Annotated in this window: 15 protein-coding genes; 3 read left to right on the top strand and 12 right to left on the bottom strand. The window is 62.7% G+C overall.

From position 1 onward, the window contains the following. Nucleotides 1-12 precede the first annotated feature (12 nt). The 6 genes from NKH05_RS20555 to NKH05_RS20530 all read right to left on the bottom strand — a co-directional run bounded on the left by NKH05_RS20555 (nucleotide 13) and on the right by NKH05_RS20530 (nucleotide 2,625). Complete coding sequence (locus NKH05_RS20555; RefSeq protein WP_352494348.1) at nucleotides 13-573, bottom strand: S26 family signal peptidase; 561 nt, start codon at nucleotides 571-573, stop codon at nucleotides 13-15. Then, on the bottom strand, nucleotides 570-1,001 hold the full coding sequence (locus NKH05_RS20550) for a replication initiator protein A (RefSeq protein WP_023717047.1): 432 nt from the start codon (nucleotides 999-1,001) through the stop codon (nucleotides 570-572). The genes NKH05_RS20555 and NKH05_RS20550 overlap by 4 nt, the downstream gene beginning before the upstream one ends. Nucleotides 1,002-1,017: 16 nt before the next feature. Next, on the bottom strand, nucleotides 1,018-1,308 hold the full coding sequence (locus tag NKH05_RS20545; RefSeq protein ID WP_023717048.1) for a helix-turn-helix transcriptional regulator: 291 nt from the start codon (nucleotides 1,306-1,308) through the stop codon (nucleotides 1,018-1,020). Between the two features lie 114 nt (nucleotides 1,309-1,422). After that, on the bottom strand, nucleotides 1,423-1,947 hold the full coding sequence (locus NKH05_RS20540; protein WP_353025960.1) for a DUF2285 domain-containing protein: 525 nt from the start codon (nucleotides 1,945-1,947) through the stop codon (nucleotides 1,423-1,425). 46 nt (nucleotides 1,948-1,993) lie between these two features. Continuing rightward, complete coding sequence (locus NKH05_RS20535; protein WP_352483886.1) at nucleotides 1,994-2,179, bottom strand: transcriptional regulator domain-containing protein; 186 nt, start codon at nucleotides 2,177-2,179, stop codon at nucleotides 1,994-1,996. Between the two features lie 167 nt (nucleotides 2,180-2,346). After that, entirely contained in the window at nucleotides 2,347-2,625 is a 279-nt protein-coding gene (locus NKH05_RS20530; protein ID WP_023717050.1) for a DNA -binding domain-containing protein, read from the bottom strand. A gap of 126 nt (nucleotides 2,626-2,751) precedes the next feature. On the opposite strand from NKH05_RS20530, the gene NKH05_RS20525 reads away from it, so the two are divergent. Next, nucleotides 2,752-2,967, top strand: coding sequence for a helix-turn-helix domain-containing protein (locus NKH05_RS20525; protein ID WP_023717051.1), 216 nt, complete (start codon nucleotides 2,752-2,754; stop codon nucleotides 2,965-2,967). A 194-nt stretch (nucleotides 2,968-3,161) separates the two neighbouring features. Here the strand turns inward: NKH05_RS20525 and NKH05_RS20520 are convergent, their stop codons facing one another. The 6 genes from NKH05_RS20520 to NKH05_RS20495 form a co-directional block, all read right to left on the bottom strand. Beyond that, the gene (locus NKH05_RS20520) at nucleotides 3,162-3,491 is read right to left on the bottom strand and encodes a DUF736 domain-containing protein (protein ID WP_023717052.1); all 330 of its coding nucleotides are present in this window, start codon (nucleotides 3,489-3,491) and stop codon (nucleotides 3,162-3,164) included. A 785-nt stretch (nucleotides 3,492-4,276) separates the two neighbouring features. Further along, nucleotides 4,277-5,212, bottom strand: coding sequence for a DUF2493 domain-containing protein (locus NKH05_RS20515; RefSeq protein ID WP_023717055.1), 936 nt, complete (start codon nucleotides 5,210-5,212; stop codon nucleotides 4,277-4,279). Between the two features lie 312 nt (nucleotides 5,213-5,524). Next, nucleotides 5,525-6,571, bottom strand: coding sequence for a DUF7146 domain-containing protein (locus tag NKH05_RS20510; RefSeq protein WP_023717056.1), 1,047 nt, complete (start codon nucleotides 6,569-6,571; stop codon nucleotides 5,525-5,527). After that, complete coding sequence (locus NKH05_RS20505; RefSeq protein ID WP_353025958.1) at nucleotides 6,571-10,926, bottom strand: strawberry notch-like NTP hydrolase domain-containing protein; 4,356 nt, start codon at nucleotides 10,924-10,926, stop codon at nucleotides 6,571-6,573. Before NKH05_RS20505 ends, NKH05_RS20510 begins: the two co-directional genes overlap by 1 nt. A gap of 362 nt (nucleotides 10,927-11,288) precedes the next feature. Next, entirely contained in the window at nucleotides 11,289-13,409 is a 2,121-nt protein-coding gene (locus NKH05_RS20500) for a ParB/RepB/Spo0J family partition protein (protein ID WP_023717058.1), read from the bottom strand. Between the two features lie 237 nt (nucleotides 13,410-13,646). After that, nucleotides 13,647-14,588: an ArdC family protein gene (locus NKH05_RS20495; protein ID WP_353025957.1), complete on the bottom strand. Its 942-nt coding sequence runs from the start codon at nucleotides 14,586-14,588 to the stop codon at nucleotides 13,647-13,649. Nucleotides 14,589-15,095: 507 nt separating this feature from the next. On the opposite strand from NKH05_RS20495, the gene NKH05_RS20490 reads away from it, so the two are divergent. Then, nucleotides 15,096-15,527, top strand: a complete 432-nt coding sequence (locus tag NKH05_RS20490; protein WP_245278500.1) for an excisionase — start codon at nucleotides 15,096-15,098, stop codon at nucleotides 15,525-15,527. Continuing rightward, entirely contained in the window at nucleotides 15,524-16,582 is a 1,059-nt protein-coding gene (locus NKH05_RS20485; RefSeq protein ID WP_352494345.1) for a tyrosine-type recombinase/integrase, read from the top strand. The genes NKH05_RS20490 and NKH05_RS20485 overlap by 4 nt, the downstream gene beginning before the upstream one ends. Nucleotides 16,583-16,600 lie beyond the last annotated feature (18 nt).

Raw genomic sequence — 16,600 nt, 5'->3', positions numbered from 1 at the left:
CGAACCGAGCCGTCACGGCTCGCTAGCAAGGGGATCGTTGGTGAATTCCAGCACCGGAGTGGTGGGCTCCGTGGTCCAGACGGGAAGCGCGCGGCCAACGATTGATGAGAGCGGGAGCGGGCCGAAATAGCGGCTGTCAAAACTGTCGGCTGCACCCGGGTTCATAAGGAAGACGTCCGCCTCGGCAATGTCGCGGCAGCCCTGCCAGATGGGCAGGGGTCGACCGCGACCGTCACGCTCGCGCGCATGTCCATACGTCTTGCCGTTGACGATGATCGTTGTGCCTTGGCGACAGACGGTTGCGCCCCCCAGTGCCAAAATACGCTTCAGGAGCGGCACATTTTTCGGCAGATACCCGCGTCTTGCCATGAAGGCCGCCAATGGCTCGGGCGGCATGATGACGGCGATATTGGCAATACCGATTTTGTCGGCCGGCTGGACGCGGTAGAGCCCGACGGGGATGCTCGCCGATGCGTTCCAGATGGACAGCGGCGGATGGCTAATCCATGCCGGCGCCGCGGCGAGCACTACGCCGCCAACCATCGTGGCGATGATCTTTGTGCGCTTGCTCATGACTCGATCCCGGGGCGCAGCAGGCAAGTTTTACGACGCTTGGCCGTGTATGGACTCGGCTGCTCGCGTGCGGCTATCCGGCTGTGGACATGCCGCCGTTTACGCAGCGACATGAAGATCAGGGTTTGCTGCTGTTTCGCCGCTACCAGGCGGCGCGGTTGCAATCTCCTGGCTTGCGCGTGGATGGTTTGCGACGCAGCCCAGACCAGGATGGCAGCGTTCCAAATCGTTGCCATGCCGTGCACACTTGCCGCCTCAACGCAGGTCGATTCTTCGCCCGCATGAGAGTGGATCGGTGTCAGGCGGCCGGATTTCACCATCAAGACGAGCTGCCAGGCCACAACGTCCCGCGTGCCGGGTGGAGGGAAGCCGGATGAGGGGACATGAGGCAGCGCAAATTGCTGCTGAACGGTCTCGCGATACGGCATTTCGGTGCGCCACAGATCAGGAGCTGCGGTCGCGCCTGCCGACATAGGCGGGCGCGCGGGCTGCATGGGGTTTTGCCGGCGGAACATAGGTCGCGTTGGCATCGCTGGTGGAGGTGCGTGCGCCCAGGTCTATCCAGGCGTGCAGGTCGTTGATGTCGTAGAGAACGCGCCCGCCGACCTTTCGGTATTTTGGGCCGGTGCCGTAGGTCCGGTGCTTTTCGAGTGTGCGGGCGCAGAGCCCGACGATGGGTGCTGCCTCCTTCGTGCGCAAATACTTTTGGGGCGCGTCCGCGGGACCCTTCGACATCGCTCGATCTCCATTCGGTTCTGCTGTCGTCCTGGCCTGCCGGGACGCGCGAAGTGGACCATGATCGAAATGAGGAAAGGCGAGGGAGGGCAAAGATGGGGGGGTGCGTTTTTGCTACCCCGAAGAAGGACTTCGGCGGCCGGACCTTTCGCTGCGGTTGTGGGGGTAGAAGAGAAGATCGCGATAGCCGCCGGCGACAAAAAAAGCTGCACGGCGTAAGATAGCTCGGACCTTGTGGCGGAGATGATGATCACGCCAATCTCGCGGCACAATCGGCTCTTGCGAAAACAGCACCTCCGCGAGCTGACGATAGGTTGCACCCGTGCGTTGACCATCATGTGCGCGTAAATTGAGGATATGCCTGGTCCTGGTCTGTTGCGGCAGCGCGCCGTAAGATGGACTGGCTGCCCGGCCGTTCAGTGCGCGCCAGAACCGGCGCGCTGCATCGAGCCGCGTCTCGAATGCAGCGTCGAGCGGCAGAAGGATAGCGTTGAATTCACCGGCGCGGTCGTCAGCGACGAGATGACTTTTCCCAATTAAGGTAGACCAAATAATGTGAAGGCCTTCGTCCTGCGGCCAAACGCTGGCTCCGCCAAGGCTGGAAGGTTGAACTGTCTGGTGGGATGCAGGTACCCGCATGACCCGGAGCACGCGCGGCGAGGCCTGTTCCGTCCAGATGATATTGTCAGCTTTCGGAAGTCCGGCAGCGGCAGTTTTGAAATCGCGCGCCCCAACGGGCGGCGAGGTCGGGCTGACCGGCAGGTTCTCCAGAACCAGCGGATTGCGATGCAAGCTGGCTGCACTCTGCCACGAATTCGTCATTCCGGATCAGATACTCGGCAGCGAACTCCGTAGCCTGGTAGCTGCACATATGTGCATACGCCGCCGGATCGGTCCAATCGCCTTGCACTGCTCCTGTCCTCTCCGCGTACCCGGATGTGAGGCGTCGGCGTCAACATTCAGGGGGATAAGGAAGTTGGATAGTTGGAGAATCGGCAAACCATTATGCCGATTCAGCAAGGTGGAGCGCCGGTCGCGTCAGTGCGGAGCGCCGCCAGCGAGAAGATATCGGTAGCCGCTGGTCGTCATCCATCGCGCGCGAGCAAGATGGGTCTCCCAGGACCGGAACGCTCGTTCCGGCTCCTGCTCCGGGTCTATATGCAAGACGATCCTGGCCACCTCCTGCCAATCGGCATCTTCCGCTGCCGCATCAAGCAGGCGAATGTAGGTGAGCAGACGCTCCTCGTCATAGCCGGTCAGGACCGGGGCATCCGGCGCAATGTCGGCGACATCAGGATCGAGCAGCGGTTTAAGCATGGTATTTGACCGTTCATATTTCGATCGCGATCTCGAAGGAGCCGTCCTTTAGATCGAGCACCAATCATAGCGAATAGGAACGATCATTCCTAGAACGATAGTTCCCTTTCTGGTCCCTAATCCGTCATGAATCTCAAGGAGATCATGGCGGCCAACATGCGTCGTCTGCGCCATGACCAGAACGTGACGCAGGAGGAACTGGCCGCCCGCTCTGGACTGAGCATGCGTTACGTGGGATCGATCGAGCGCGCTCGGGTCTCGGCCAGCATCAGTGTTCTTGGGAGGATCGCCACTGCGCTGAATGTGGAGCCTTGCGAGTTGATCAGAAAATCGGCACCGTGAGTTGACGCGGGAAGCACCGCGAATTTTCGATGATCGGCGAGGCAACATGCAAGAATGAAGTCGCCAGTCGCGAACACGACCGGTAGTCGCCCCACAGTCCGACGGAGCTCGTTGCGCAGCGACTGCGCTCAACTTGTCGGATGAAAGGAGATCGGCCCCGCCCTGTTCGTCCGGGCGGAGCCTTGGTCGGGCCCTTACTCGGCGTTGCGGCGCCCGTTGGGGCGGGACCAGATGAGGCTGAAGCCTTCGCCTTCCTCATCGTTGAAGAGGTTGGCGTAGATCGGAGCAGTGAAGCTCGGATCGTCCAGCTTCATGCCGAGATAGTCGCGGCCGTCATTGGAGCGCTTGGACCATGCGGCGCCGATCTCGACCTGCCCGACGAAGACACGGTGGCTGGGGGCGCTGTCGCCAGAGCGGTTGGTCTCGGGCACGACCCGGACGTTCTTGGTCTGGAGCGAGAGGGTCACGATTTCGCCGGTGAACTCGTTGTTGCCGGCCCTCTTGAAGGTTCCGATTATCGCCATGAGTTTTCTCCTTGAACTCTGTTTCGAGCCCGCACCGTTGCGGCCTCGATGGCGATCGGCGGGCCGGGGGCGATCGACGCCGCATCGCTTGCGACCGCAGCGCCAGCGGAGGATGGCAGCCAGGCGACTTTGTTGTTTGGCGAGGAATGACGGCGTAGCCGGCAGGGGAAGAAAGTCGATCGGCGCCATTGCGGCTTAGGCGATCGAGGCGCAGCCGACCTTCGGCCAGATCAGCCCATTAAAGAGGCCGTTTGGAGCGGCCCACCAGATAGAGACATCAACGGAGAACCTGGCGATACCGTCGCTGGCGAAATCCCGGCTACGACGATCAGCGGCGTCGATGCTCCTCTGTACAGGCATCGCGAGTCGCAAGCTGTTGTCAGCACCGCGCTTAAGACACGGTTCAAGTCACGGCTGACGTGCATCGCCGGATATCCGCGATCTTTGGAACGAGACGGCACGCCGTGGTGGATTCGAGCTGTGCGTCGCGCCATGCCGTGTCAGCGACAACGCTAACAATGCGACGGCCGGTCAGAAACAAGCATCCTGCCCACGCCGGTTGTTCGGTGAGTTCGCCCAGATCCAGCCCCTGTTCGGTTGAACAGGCCTCGTTATTCGCAGCTGTGATGCCAGCTGCGACGCAGCTGAAACGTTGACGGCAAGCGTGACGGCGCCGCGCGCCTTTGCTAGGGCGCGGACTTGAGTATCGCATAAGACGGGCGGCGCCGCGCTGCCCCATCGCGGCCGTATCGTACAATCGAAAAAAGGGTAGGGGCGGGCAGCGCTTACGCGCCGCCTCCCTTGGGGCGGAAGTCGAGGACTGGGATGCCGAGCTTTTTTGCCTTGTCAGCAAGATTGTCCTGAATTCCGGTCCCGGGAAAGACGATGACGCCTATCGGCAGCAACTCCAGCATTGCGTCATTGCGCTTGAACGGGGCGGCTTTGGCATGCTTTGTCCAATCAGGGGCAAAGCCGATTTGGGGTACCTTGCGATGGTCTGCCCAACAGGAGGCGATCTTTTCGCCACCCTTCGGCGATTTCCCGTGCATCAAGACCATGTCTGGATGCCGGGCGTGGACCTGGTCGAGCTTGGCCCAGATCAGCTGGTGGTCATTGAAGTCGAGCCCAGCGGTGAAGGCGATTTTCGGGCCAGGTGGCAGAAGGACTTCCTGCGAGGCGCGTTTCTTGGCGCTGAGAAAGTCGCGGCTGTCGATCAGCGCAGAGGTCAGGTTGCGGTGGTTGACCATCGATCCGCTGCGCGGTCGCCAACTTGATCCGGTGTGGCGCTCGTAGTGCTCCGCGGCCTGATCACGCATCAGTTCGAAGGCGCATTGGCGTTCGATCAGCGTCTGCCCTTCGGCTGTCAGGTGTTCCAGCTCGACGGATTTCACTTCGCTGCCGTCTTGCTCACGCTGGCTGCGGCGTTGCGCCTGCTCGTTGTGGTCGAGTTCGCGCTCGATTCGATCTGCGGCGCGGTGAAAGATGTTGACGGTCGACCACAGAAGATCGTCGAGATCGGGCTCGAGGCGACTGTCTTGCAGTGCCACGATGAGGGCGTCGAAGATGTCAGCGATCGCGCCGGCGACGCAGTGCCCCTCTGGAAGCGGTCGAGGATCAGGCTCATCTGCGAAGGGTCGGTAGCCATAGAGCTGGAGTTCGGTGAGGACTTGGTCGATGGGTGAAGACGAGTGCTGTGGTTCGTAGTCGTCATGCTCGCTCATTAGATGCTCCGCCGGTTGGACCGCGACCTCGCGGCCTTCATGGCGACGGAAGCCGGCGGACGGGACGGACCTGCACCCGCAGCGAAGCGAAGGGCCGGAGTGTCAGCGGAGGAGGGGGAAGGCCGGCTATTTTGCTTCGCGATGGAAAGCGCTCCCTTGGGAGCGCGCCGGAAAATAGTCGGCCGAAGACATTGCGGGTCCGGGTCGTTTGCTGGCCGATCGCCCTCTCGAAGGCCCGCAGGCGCGGTTCTCTCCGACTTCGGGGGGCATTCGAGCGATGCAAGCGACAGCGGACAGGTTGTTCGTTTCGAATTATCCCGCCACTGCCATGAAACGGGCGATGTCCTGCGGGGCGAGCTGGACACGCGCGCGTGCTCGAAGATCATCCACGCCAAGCGTACAGAGATCTTCGTTGAAGTCTCCAAGTGCCGGCGAGAGCACGATCGCCTCAATCCCGGCAGCATTCGCTCTTTTGATCAAGGTGTCACGCGCGCTGTCGCCGGCTGGATCGGCATCGCGCACGATGTAGAGCCGTCTCAGCGTGAGGGGGAACAGCATGGCAGCGAGATGGGCTGCCGAGAGTGCCGCTGCCATAGCCATATCGGGCAGGATGCACCGAAGCGACAAGACGGTCTCGATGCCTTCGCCGCCCGCCATGACGTCGCCCGGCAGGCCAAAGCGAACCGCGTGACCGAGAAGATCGCCCATCGCGCGCTTCGGCGTACCGACCGGTGCCTTGCCCCTGCCGGAAGGATCAAGCCAGGTGCGATGTGCGCCAGTCAAATGGCCGTCGAGATCGGTGACGGAAGCGATCATCGCCGGCCAGGTCTCAGTCGGCGCATGTTCGTGGGGCCGGTAGTAGCAGCGCGGGTGAAAACGCAGGCTTTCGGTCCCGTGCAAAGCGGCAATGCTGCGGTTGCGCAGATACGCCTCTACGACCGTACCCGCAATCGGCTGCGACATCGCAAACAGCCGACGCGCTGCTTCCGATGATCCGGATGGCGTGTCTACCGATTTCGGCCGGGGAGAAATCTGCTCTGGTTCGGGATGCGGCAAGCCGAGAAACGTCATTGCTTCATTCGCAACGTCCTTGAAGTTGCTGAAGCCGCGGCTTTCGCGAATGACGTCTAGAAGGTCGCCATGCTCGCCAGTCGCCGCATCGGCCCACTTGCCGGCGGCTCCTTTTCCGTTCGCTGACCCGACGAGCCGCACGAACATTGAGCGGCCCGGCGTGTTTTGCACATCGCCGACAAGCCAGTAGCGGCCCTCGCGATGCCCGTTCGAAAGATAGTAGCGACAAACCGCCTCAGCGTGCCGGCCGAGGCGGTGCGCCAGTTCTGACGCATCGTGGCGGGCCATCACGCATCCTCCCGCGTGTCGATGCGCTGGACTGGATAACCCTTCAGCAACTTGCCCAGAATTGCGGGTCCAGATGCGTCGGCGGGCACGAACATGCGCAGCTTCCAGGAGATGATCTCTCGGAAGAGGCCGTAAGCCGAAAGACGGTCACGCATTGTGTCGTTGAAGCCCGTCAGCTCGATTCGGCTGACGCCCATGAGGCGGCTGCGCCGAAGCTGCAGACCATCGACGAGGTCGAGGATCGTTCGACCGCCCAGAAGCGCAACGAAAGCATCACTGGCTGTGATCGAAGGCGAGCTTGTTGCCAGTGCGCCCGCGATCCATGCTGGCGGGACCTGACGACCGATGATGCGCTCGCCATCGTCAGTCTGGAGCCGGTACACACGTGAGAATTCCCTGGGCAGACGCTTCCAGATCGGCAGCAGCATGCCGGCAACGACATGGATAGTGCTGTCCGTGAATTCGGGCACGTCAGCCGTCTCGGCACTCCAGGCGTCAGCGAATGCAGCCTGCTCAGCCTCAACCCAGTGGCTCTCCGCCATCATCTTCAATGAGGCCTGATGGTGCTCCATCGGCCGGATCAGCCGGACTCGCCATTCGATCTCGCCGTTGTCGAGCATCAGCGCTGGCGCTGGCACCTGTACGGCGGCGCGGCCGGATCGGTTGTTGACCAGGAGCTTCGCGCGGGGATCGTGAAGCTGAGCAAGGGCATCGGCAAGTGAAACGGGTCGGTTGCGCTTGCGCTGGGCGATGGTCAGCAGTCGCGTTTCCGCACCGGTGGCGGCATGGACATGGATGACGCGTCGCTCGGTGACGACGAAGCTCTCCGCACGCAGTGTTTCCAAGCCGATGTCGTAGGCACCGGAGGCGATGGCGCCCTCGATTTTCGCATTCAGCAATTGCTCGAAGGCCGTAAACAGGGCGGTTTGAAGCGGGATGGTAAGCGCCAGCAGCCGATTGAGGAAGGTCGTGATCGGCGGCAGCTCGTCCTTGATGCCGGTGGAATCCGTCAGTGTTAGGCCGGTCGCTTCCTCGAACATCTGGAGTGAGCAGCCGTCCACCTTGCCGCGAACCAGCAGCAGGTAAAGCTGCCGCAGCGCGTCGCGGGCATAGTGCGACTCCAGATTGTCCTCAGGGCGAAATAGGCCCTGGCCGCCGGTCTGGCGCTGGCCGCGCGTAATGGCGCCCAATGTGTCGAGGCGCCGGGCTATCGTCGAGAGAAAGCGCTTCTCAGCCTTCACATCGGTCGCAACCGGCCGGAACAGCGGCGGCTGCGCCTGGTTCGTGCGGTTGGTGCGCCCCAAGCCCTGGATGGCGGCATCGGCCCTCCAGCCCGGCTCGAGCAGATAGTGAACTCGAAGGCGGCGGTTCTTCGCAGTGAGATCAGCGTGATAGCTGCGGCCAGTGCCACCGGCGTCGGAAAACACCAATATGCGCTTGCAGTCATCCATGAATGCCTGTGCCTCGGCGAGATTGGCCGATCCGGCGCGGTTTTCGACGACAAGGCGATCGATGCCTCGAGTGCTGGTCTTGCGCACGATGCGGCGCGACCGGCCTGTCACTTCCGCTACGAGGTCGGTGCCGAAGCGCTGTACGATCTGATCGAGTGCCCCCGGGACGGGGGCGAGTGAAGCGAGTTGCTCGATGAGGTGATCGCGGCGGGCGACCGCTTCGCGGCTCTCGACGGGCTGGCCGTCACGATAGACCGGACGTGACGACAAATTGCCTTCGCTGTCGGTGAACGGCTCGTAGAGTTGCACGGGGAAGGAATGCTGCAGATACGAGAGGACATATTCGCGCGGCGTGATGTCGACGCGAACGTCGTTCCATTCCTCGGTTGGAATTTCCGCGAGGCGCCGTTCCATCAGCGCCTCGCCGGTCGGGACGATCTGGATGACGGCGGCATGGCCTTGATGGAGATCGCGCTCGATCGAGCGTATCAGGGTCGGCGTCTTCATGCCGGTGAGCAAATGGCCGAAAAAGCGCTGTTTCGTGCTCTCGAAAGCCGAACGTGCAGCCGACTTTGCCTGACGGTTCAGTGTCCCGGTCTCGCCTGTGACGTTGGCGGCCCGCATCGCGGCGTCGAGATTGTTATGAATGACGCTAAACGCTCCGGCATAGGCGTCGTAGATGCGGGTCTGCTCGGAGGTAAGCTGGTGCTCGACCAGCTCGTATTCGACACCATCGTACGAGAGCGATCGGGCCGTATAGAGACCGATTGCGCGGAGGTCTCGGGCCAGCACTTCCATGGCGGCAACGCCGCCAGCCTCGATCGTCTCGACAAATTCGGCCCTGGTCGCAAAGGGCAAATCGTCGCCACCCCACAGGCCCAAACGCTGCGCGTAGGCGAGGTTGTGGACGGTGGTTGCTCCCGTCGCCGAGACATAGACGACGCGGGCGTTCGGCAGGGCGTTTTGGAGGCGGAGCCCGGCGCGTCCCTGCTGTGAGGCGGCGACGTCGCCGCGTTCTCCCTTCCCGCCTGCCGCGTTCTGCATAGCGTGGCTCTCGTCGAAAATGATCACTCCGTCGAAGTCGGTGCCCAACCATTCGACGATCTGCCGCACGCGCGAGATCTTCTCACCGCGTTCGTCGGAGCGCAGCGTGGCGTAGGTGGTGAATAGGACCCCTTGATCGAGGCGGATGGCCTTGCCCCGCGGGAACCGCAACAGCGGCGTGACCAGCAGGCGCTCCATGCCGAGAGCAGACCAGTCGCGCTGGGCGTGTTCGATCAGCTTGTCGGATTTGGAGATCCACATCGCCTTGCGGCGGCCCTGCATCCAACTGTCCAGGATGATGCCTGCTGACTGGCGGCCCTTGCCGGCGCCCGTCCCGTCGCCGAGCATGAAGCCCCGGCGGAATCGCACGGCGTGCGCGGCATCGTCGCGCGCGGCAGAGACAAGGTCGAAGGTGTCGTCCACCGTCCAGGAACCGGTGAGGAACTCCGAATGGGCCTCGCCGGCATAGATGACTGTTTCTAGCTGCGCGTCGGACAAGAGGCCGTCGCTGACAACCTTGGCAGGAAGAATCGGCCGGTAGCTCGGCTTCGGCGGGGCAACGGATGCCATTGCCGCCGATTGGACCAGCTTGGTCGGATGCGGATGGGCGCCCGGAATGCGGATCGCCTGCAACCCGTACTCATAGATGCCATCGGTGATGCGCCTACTTTCGGCAGGCGTCCAGTCCAATGTCTCGTAAGCAAGCGCGGTGCCTTCCGGCTCGGCAAGGCTGCGCACCGGAGTGGGACCGGCGGATCTGGCGAGATAGCCGCGCACGCCGCGCGCGGTGGGCCCCGTCGCCTTGACGGCGGGCACGAAAGCCGAAGCGCTGACCGGCAGTCGCGCGGGAACATGCTTGTCAATCCAGGCGATCAGTGTGGCGACATCGGGCGCCATGCCGGCCGATGCTGGAAGGGTGCCTCGTTTGTCGGCCGGCAGTTTGTCGATGACGGTCAGCCGGGTCTCGACGGTGGTGCCATGCCTGGCGTAGACGGCGCCGTCGATCGCGGCGGTGAACACGACGCGACCGCGCTCCTGGAGCCTGACGAAGGACTCGCGCCAGATGGGCAGCTCTGGGGAAAAATTTGCGCCAGTGATTGCGACAAGCCGCCCGCCCTCGGCGAGCCGGGCCAGCGCAGAGGCGACGTGACGATAGGCAGCGTCGGACACGCGGCCGCTGACGTTAGCAAGCACCGAGAACGGCGGGTTCATCAGCACGACGCTTGGTGCAATGCCGGGATCGAGATAATCATCGATCTGCGCTGCGTTGAAGCGAGTGACGGGGATGGCCGGAAAGAGCAATGAGAGAAGCCCGGCGCGGGCCTCGGCCAGTTCGTTGAGCAGCAACGTGCTGCCGCTGATCTCGGCCAGAATAGCAAGTAACCCGGTGCCGGCGGAGGGCTCAAGCACGCGGTCGGCAGGGGTGATTGCCGCGGCAGTAACGGCCGCCAGACCGAGCGGAATGGGGGTGCTGAACTGCTGAAGCGCTTCGGTCTCTTCGGAGCGGCGCGTGTGAGTTGGGAACAGGCCGGCGATCTTGCCCAGCATCGGAAGTGCGGCGGCCGCAGAACCGGCTTTGCGGAAAAGCGACTTTCCGTATTTGCGCAGGAACAGCACCGTCGCGACTTCGCAAGCGTCATAGGCTGATTTCCAGTCCCATGCGCCGGACGCATCGGAGGCACCGAAGGCAGCTTCCATGGCCGAGCGAAGGCTCGAGACGTCGACGCGCTGACCGCGTTCGAGATGGGGCAGAAGAAACTGCGCCGCGCTGTGGATGGCGGCAGCTGGTTCGACAGCCGGGGATGAGACAAGCGGAAGCGGCACTGCCGGAGCGGCAGTCTTCGAAGAAACATCAAACATGGAGAAAACCTCGAGGAGAGCGGAACGGGAATGAACCGGGCGGCCCTCTCTCTCGACCAATCCGGCTCAAATCCGCCCTGGCCGGCCTCTCCCCTCTGGACTGCGGTCCTGCCGATAACGATCCTTCTTCGATCCAGGCGCTGCGCCGCTACCCGCCGTCAGCCCAACGACGACAGCGGCAACGCGGTTGGCAGCCCGGGGCGATATCTTGGCACGCAGTGGGGACGGCGGGGCAGCAGCCGCCGAGCGAGAAGGACGCGGCTGAAGCGGCCAATTAGCTTTGCCCGTGTCTGAGAAAGTGAGCGTCCGGCAGCGGTAGGAAAGGGCGCGGAGCGGGCCGAACCCGCTCCGCGCGAGGCGATCTATTCAGCGGCCATGTGCGGTTCGCTGTCTTCAATCTGCGCATCGTCGTCTGAGAGGAATTCGGGCAGCTCTTCCCCATAGCCGTCGGTGCCGGCGCCGTTATCAGCGCCAGCGCTGCCGTCGAGGTCGACCAGGCGCAGCGGCTCGGGCAGCCAGCCACTATCGGTCAGCAAGCGCTCGGCTTCCTTCGCCATATCTCCCTTTTTCAGATGCTCGATTAGCTGCGCGGCCTGTTCGCCCTTCGCCTCTCGCACCGCCTCGAGAATGCGGGACTTGGTGATGCGGCCGAGATAGTTTTCGACTGTCGGTGTCCAGCCGGCGTCAACCATATCGAGACCGACCGCGCGTGCCAGTCGATCAGCTTGCGCGATCCGCTGCCGAACGCCGTGTGCCGAGACAGCGCCGCCATAGCGGTCGCCTTTCTCGTGGAGCGCGTTCACGCCGTAGCTGACGCAATGGGCGAGCAACGCCGCGCGGCTGGTCTCATCAAGTGAGGCGATCCAGTCCCAAAGTGCATCGTCCTCGGTCGGCAGGTCCGATTTCCAGCCCTCATGGCGTTCGGCCACCGATTTCGCCGAGGGGCTGTCCTTCAGGTCACCTGCCTGCAGAGGGAAGAAGACGTGACGGATCGAGGCCTCCAGGCACCCGTTCGTGGTGCGGTGCTGGAACGTGTCAGTGACCAGCTTGTGCAAGAGCGCTGTCATGGCGACGTGAGGGTTGCCGGCAACCGCATCGCGCAACGCCAGTGTCCGGTGTGCGGTCAACTCTGTCATCAGTCGGTCCGGCAGGGGCTTGACCGCATCGTCCTCGTCTTCCTCGCACTCGACAGCCTGGCCGCCAATGGTGACAACGGCACGGTGCACCGACGAGCTGTCGGCAGCTCCGGACCTGCCGTCCCTTTTCGATTCATTCGCGCCGTCAAATGACATCAGCGGCACGTCCTCAGGCCGGAGAAAGCCGCGGTCGACCGAGAGTGAGCCGTCAGTGTCGATGCTGACGAACGCGCCGGCGACGGCGATGTCGGCCGGATCGAATTGCCTTGGGCGCTTGTCGAAATTGGCGAGCGCGGTCTCGATTTCACCGAGTCGCTGATCGACGTCTTCGGGCAGCTCGTCAGCACCCTCATATTCGGTTTCAAGCTTGGCATGCTCGGCGTTGAGGGCATCGATGGTAGCCTGCTCCTCGGCAGAGAGATCGAGCGGATCACTCTGCAGATGATACAGCCCACGCGTTGCGTCGTAGGGGAAGCTGATGGCGACCTCGACCCACTTCCAACCCTCGGCTGCAACTTCCTGGGCAACCGCCTTGAGCTTCTCTGTGACCAGGCGGTCCAGCAGCGCTGCATCCTGCAGCCAGCCGCCGTCATCCGACTGGAACAGGTCGTGCATGACGATACCACCCGCGGCCTCATAGGCGTCGGTCCCCACGAAGACGGCGCGCTTGTCGGAGGCGCGCACCGTCGTTTCGGTCAGCATGCGCCGGATTTGATAGGGCTCTTTCGACCAGGCATCCCTGATTGCCTCCCAGATCTGCTCCTGGCGAGCGCGGTCTTCAGAGACCGTGAAAGCCATGAGTTGCTCCAGCGTCATCCCGTCATCGGCATACACATCGAGCAGCACTGGGGAGACAGAAGCCAGCCTAAGCCGTTGCTTAACAACGTTGACCGGCACGAAGAAGGCTGCGGCAATCTCCTCCTCGCTCATGCCTTTTTGGCGCATGTCCTGGAAGGCGCGAAACTGATCGAGCGGGTGCAGCGGCGCTCGCTCAATGTTCTCGGCGAGCGACACCTCCTCGGCAACGATCGCGCTGTGACGGGCGCGCACGACACAGGGCACGAGGGCGGTCTTGGCGAGGCGCTTTTGCTTCACCAGCAGCTCAAGCGCGCGGAAGCGCCGGCCTCCGGCAGGCACCTCAAACATGCCAGTCTCGTTACCGTCGCTGTCGACGACGGGCAAGACGCTGAGGCTCTGGATCAAGCCGCGGCGGGCGATCGAGGCCGCAAGATCCTCGATCGAGATGCCGACCTTGACGCGCCGGACATTGGACTGGGAGAGCACCAGCTTGTTGAACGGAATGTCGCGCGAGGACGACAGGGTGATCTTCTGAACGGCAGTAGCCATCGGGATGTACTCCGCGACGGGCGGCCGAGAGCCTCTCTCTCGACCTCCAAACCCGTCATGAGAATTCCGTCACTCCTCGCCCTCTGATGTGCTCGGCAGCCACGCGACACTTGTCGCGGAGCAGCAGGTCGGTCCTGGCGCTCTGCAACGACTTCGCCGCAGCGGGGTCCGGCATCGAGGCAGACTTCGGTCATGAACGCATCCGCAGGAAGACGCCGAACTGGAAGCGGGCGGCCATTACGCTGCCTCCCGCCGATCGTCGTCAGCGGCCACTTTGTCCGGCAAAAAACCCAAGAGATAATCCGCAGCCCTGCTTGCCAGAGAGGCGGCGCGAACGATCGCACGGTCATCCTCGCGCAGCACCTCCAGCCACGAGCCGATATAGTCGGCGTGACGCACGGTCGGCGTGATGCCCAGCGAGGCGCAACAGAAAGCCGCACATATCTCGGCAACCAGCTCTTCGAAGGCATACTTCTTGGTGCCGAAGGAACCAGACAAATCCCGGTTGAGGCGTGAGGCATGACCGGTGGCGTGCCCGAGTTCATGCAGGGCGGTCCGGTGCCAATTGATCGGCTCGAAGTAGGCTTGGGGTGGCGGGACCCGCACATAATCGTGGGCCGGAGCGTAGAAGGCGCGGCTGCCACCAACCCGGAAATCGATCCCCGTCTGCTTGATCAGCCTCTCGACCTTCGGCTCGATCAGGCCGGGTAGGGGCGGGTGCGTGGCCATCGCAACATCGTCGGGCAGCCCGTCGCACTGCGCGGCGTTGAACACCGTGAAGCGTTTGAGGAATGGGATCGATCGGGCTTGCTCGCCGGTTTCGCGGGTACGCTTTTTCTCGTCGTCGGGCACGAACCGATGGGCGTAGACGACTGTCGTTCCATGCTCACCCTTGCGGACGCTACCGCCAAGCGCGAGCGCCTGGCGGAAGGTCAGCCAGCTCTGTCCTGAAAAGCCCTGCTCGATCACCGAACCCCAGAGGATCAGGACATTGATTCCAGAGTATTGCCGGTCGGTGGCGGCGTTCTTCGGCATGGCGAGCGGCGCCTTCGCAGCTGCCATTCCCCATGGCTGAACCCAGGGCAGCCGACCGGCCTCCAGCTCGCCGATGATCTTGCTGGTGATGTCCTCATATACGCTGGCCCGCGTCGGGGCAGCTTGGTGCCGATGCTTGGTCATTGCGAGTCTCCGCGCCGGGCGCCGGGAGCCTCTCTCCCAGCCTTCAACCCGTCAGTGCGCCAAGCGCGGCCCTCCAACTTTATGAACTCAAATGAAGATTTCGGTTGCCGACCAACTCCGAGGTGGAAGACACCATTCGAAACCGCAGCGTGAGGCGATCAGCAGAACCCACTAAGCCGGGCGCACGGGAGTAGGCCCAAGCGACCCGGCAGTGAGTCCATGAAAACGGAAGCCGCACAGACAGCCGAAGCCAGTCAGGAGCGGTTCCACCGGCCACGGAAGTGGGGAGCCAGCCGAAAGGCTCGTGGAGTGCGCGTCAGCGCAACCGTTCCGATTAGCAGGTCAAAGGAGCATCTTTGCCGCAGGCGCTCCAGTCGGCGCTTTTCGCAGCCGTATATTCAGAGAAAAGATCGTGCGGCAGGGCATCCGGAATGGCGAGACAGAAAAGTGTGCTCAATGCGAACCGCGATCCGTCTGTTTCCGAGCGAAACTATCGGACCATAGAGATTGGCTGAGGGCTCCGTTTTGAAAATCCCCGACCAATTCGACGAGACCACGCCCCTGCGCGTCGCGATTGCAGCACGAATTGCCTTTCCCGATGGCTCGATGTGCGCAGCAGGCCTACGCAAGGAACGTGACGCCGGCCGACTTGAAACCGAGCTAATCGCAGGAAAGGAGTACGTCACCTTGCTGGCGATCACCAGAATGAGGGAACTATGCCGCGGGCGTCGAAAGGGCCACGCCTCGTCTGGCGCGGCGAAAGCTGGAAAAAGGACGGAACACTCCGAAACAAAGCTGGATGGTTTATCCGCGATCGAACAACGTTCATCAGCGCTGGCAGCGGCGAAAAGGGCCATCCAGGACCTGAAGCTGAAAAGGCGCTCGCGGTCTACATCGCCAGCAAGTACCACCGAGCGCGCGGTGCCGAAGATGTCTTGATAGCCGATGTCGTCAGCGTCTACCTGAGAGAGGTTGCACCGAAGCATGCCGCGCCGGAAGAGACGGCGGCTCGGCTGGACAACATCCTCGATTTCTTCGGTGAAAAGACCCTCGCCGCTATTAACGGCAAACTCTGCCGCGACTACGCCGCGTCCTGTCCCACAGAAGCCGTTGCGCGCCGCCAACTCGAGGATTTTCGTGCAGCCATCAACTACTATCGCAGGGAAGGTTACACGACTGCCGCACCGACGATTGTCCTGCCCGACAAGGCTGGTGCACGCGAGCGCTGGTTGACGCGCAGTGAAGCGGCCGCTCTCATCTGGGCAGCTTGGCGTATGAAGCAGAAATGGAAGGGCCAGGAGAGCGGCCGGCGTACCGGACGACACCTCGCCCGCTTCATGCTTGTCGCGCTTTATACAGGAACACGCTCTGCCGCAGTCTGCGGCGCCGCCGTCCGTCCAACCAAAGGGCGTGGTTATGTGGACCTTGACCGCGGCATCTTTTACCGCCGTGCCGATGGCGCAAAGAAGACCAAAAAACGCCAGCCGCCCGTGCGCCTGCCGGACCGGCTATTGGCTCACCTCCGCCGCTGGGCGTGCACGGATCTCGATATCAGAACCAAGGCGCGCGGCAAAAGCGCAAATATCGGCCGAAAAATATCGCAAGATTTTGTCGTGGAATGGAATGGAAAGCCGGTGGTGTCGGTAAAGAAGAGCTTCAGGAGAGCTCGCGAGGCAGCCGGCCTCGGTCCCGACGTCACTTCGCACACGCTTCGCCACACCGCTGCGACCTGGCTGATGCGGGCCGGCGCCGACATGTGGCAGGCGGCGGGCTTTCTGGGCATCACCGTGGATGTCCTGATCGATACTTATGGCCACCATCATCCCGACTTCCAGGCAGACGCCGCCGAGAAGATCGCCAAGAAGCAGGTCGCCGCCGAGGCGACGAAATCGGTCTCAGGACAGATGACAATGAAACATGAACTCGGCAGGGGGGGCCCTATGTTTCCCACCCAAAGCTCGAAAGGAAACGCGATCATTGCGAAGCAAGCGTGACGATCGGGCCCAAAAAGC

Source organism: Mesorhizobium sp. M1399 (assembly GCF_040317735.1).
In the GTDB taxonomy this organism is placed as follows: domain Bacteria; phylum Pseudomonadota; class Alphaproteobacteria; order Rhizobiales; family Rhizobiaceae; genus Mesorhizobium.
Note: the sequence above shows the minus strand (reverse complement) of the source record. Positions and strands in the feature narration are given on the sequence as shown.

Excerpts from the sequence above, each read along its gene's own strand:
- NKH05_RS20555 (WP_352494348.1), bottom strand. The coding sequence starts at position 573 with ATGAGCAAGCGCACAAAGATCATCGCCACGATGGTTGGCGGCGTAGTG.
- NKH05_RS20550 (WP_023717047.1), bottom strand. The coding sequence starts at position 1,001 with ATGCCGTATCGCGAGACCGTTCAGCAGCAATTTGCGCTGCCTCATGTC.
- NKH05_RS20545 (WP_023717048.1), bottom strand. The coding sequence starts at position 1,308 with ATGTCGAAGGGTCCCGCGGACGCGCCCCAAAAGTATTTGCGCACGAAG.
- NKH05_RS20540 (WP_353025960.1), bottom strand. The coding sequence starts at position 1,947 with ATGCGGGTACCTGCATCCCACCAGACAGTTCAACCTTCCAGCCTTGGC.
- NKH05_RS20535 (WP_352483886.1), bottom strand. The coding sequence starts at position 2,179 with ATGTGCAGCTACCAGGCTACGGAGTTCGCTGCCGAGTATCTGATCCGG.
- NKH05_RS20530 (WP_023717050.1), bottom strand. The coding sequence starts at position 2,625 with ATGCTTAAACCGCTGCTCGATCCTGATGTCGCCGACATTGCGCCGGAT.
- NKH05_RS20525 (WP_023717051.1), top strand. The coding sequence starts at position 2,752 with ATGAATCTCAAGGAGATCATGGCGGCCAACATGCGTCGTCTGCGCCAT.
- NKH05_RS20520 (WP_023717052.1), bottom strand. The coding sequence starts at position 3,491 with ATGGCGATAATCGGAACCTTCAAGAGGGCCGGCAACAACGAGTTCACC.
- NKH05_RS20515 (WP_023717055.1), bottom strand. The coding sequence starts at position 5,212 with ATGAGCGAGCATGACGACTACGAACCACAGCACTCGTCTTCACCCATC.
- NKH05_RS20510 (WP_023717056.1), bottom strand. The coding sequence starts at position 6,571 with ATGGCCCGCCACGATGCGTCAGAACTGGCGCACCGCCTCGGCCGGCAC.
- NKH05_RS20505 (WP_353025958.1), bottom strand. The coding sequence starts at position 10,926 with ATGTTTGATGTTTCTTCGAAGACTGCCGCTCCGGCAGTGCCGCTTCCG.
- NKH05_RS20500 (WP_023717058.1), bottom strand. The coding sequence starts at position 13,409 with ATGGCTACTGCCGTTCAGAAGATCACCCTGTCGTCCTCGCGCGACATT.
- NKH05_RS20495 (WP_353025957.1), bottom strand. The coding sequence starts at position 14,588 with ATGACCAAGCATCGGCACCAAGCTGCCCCGACGCGGGCCAGCGTATAT.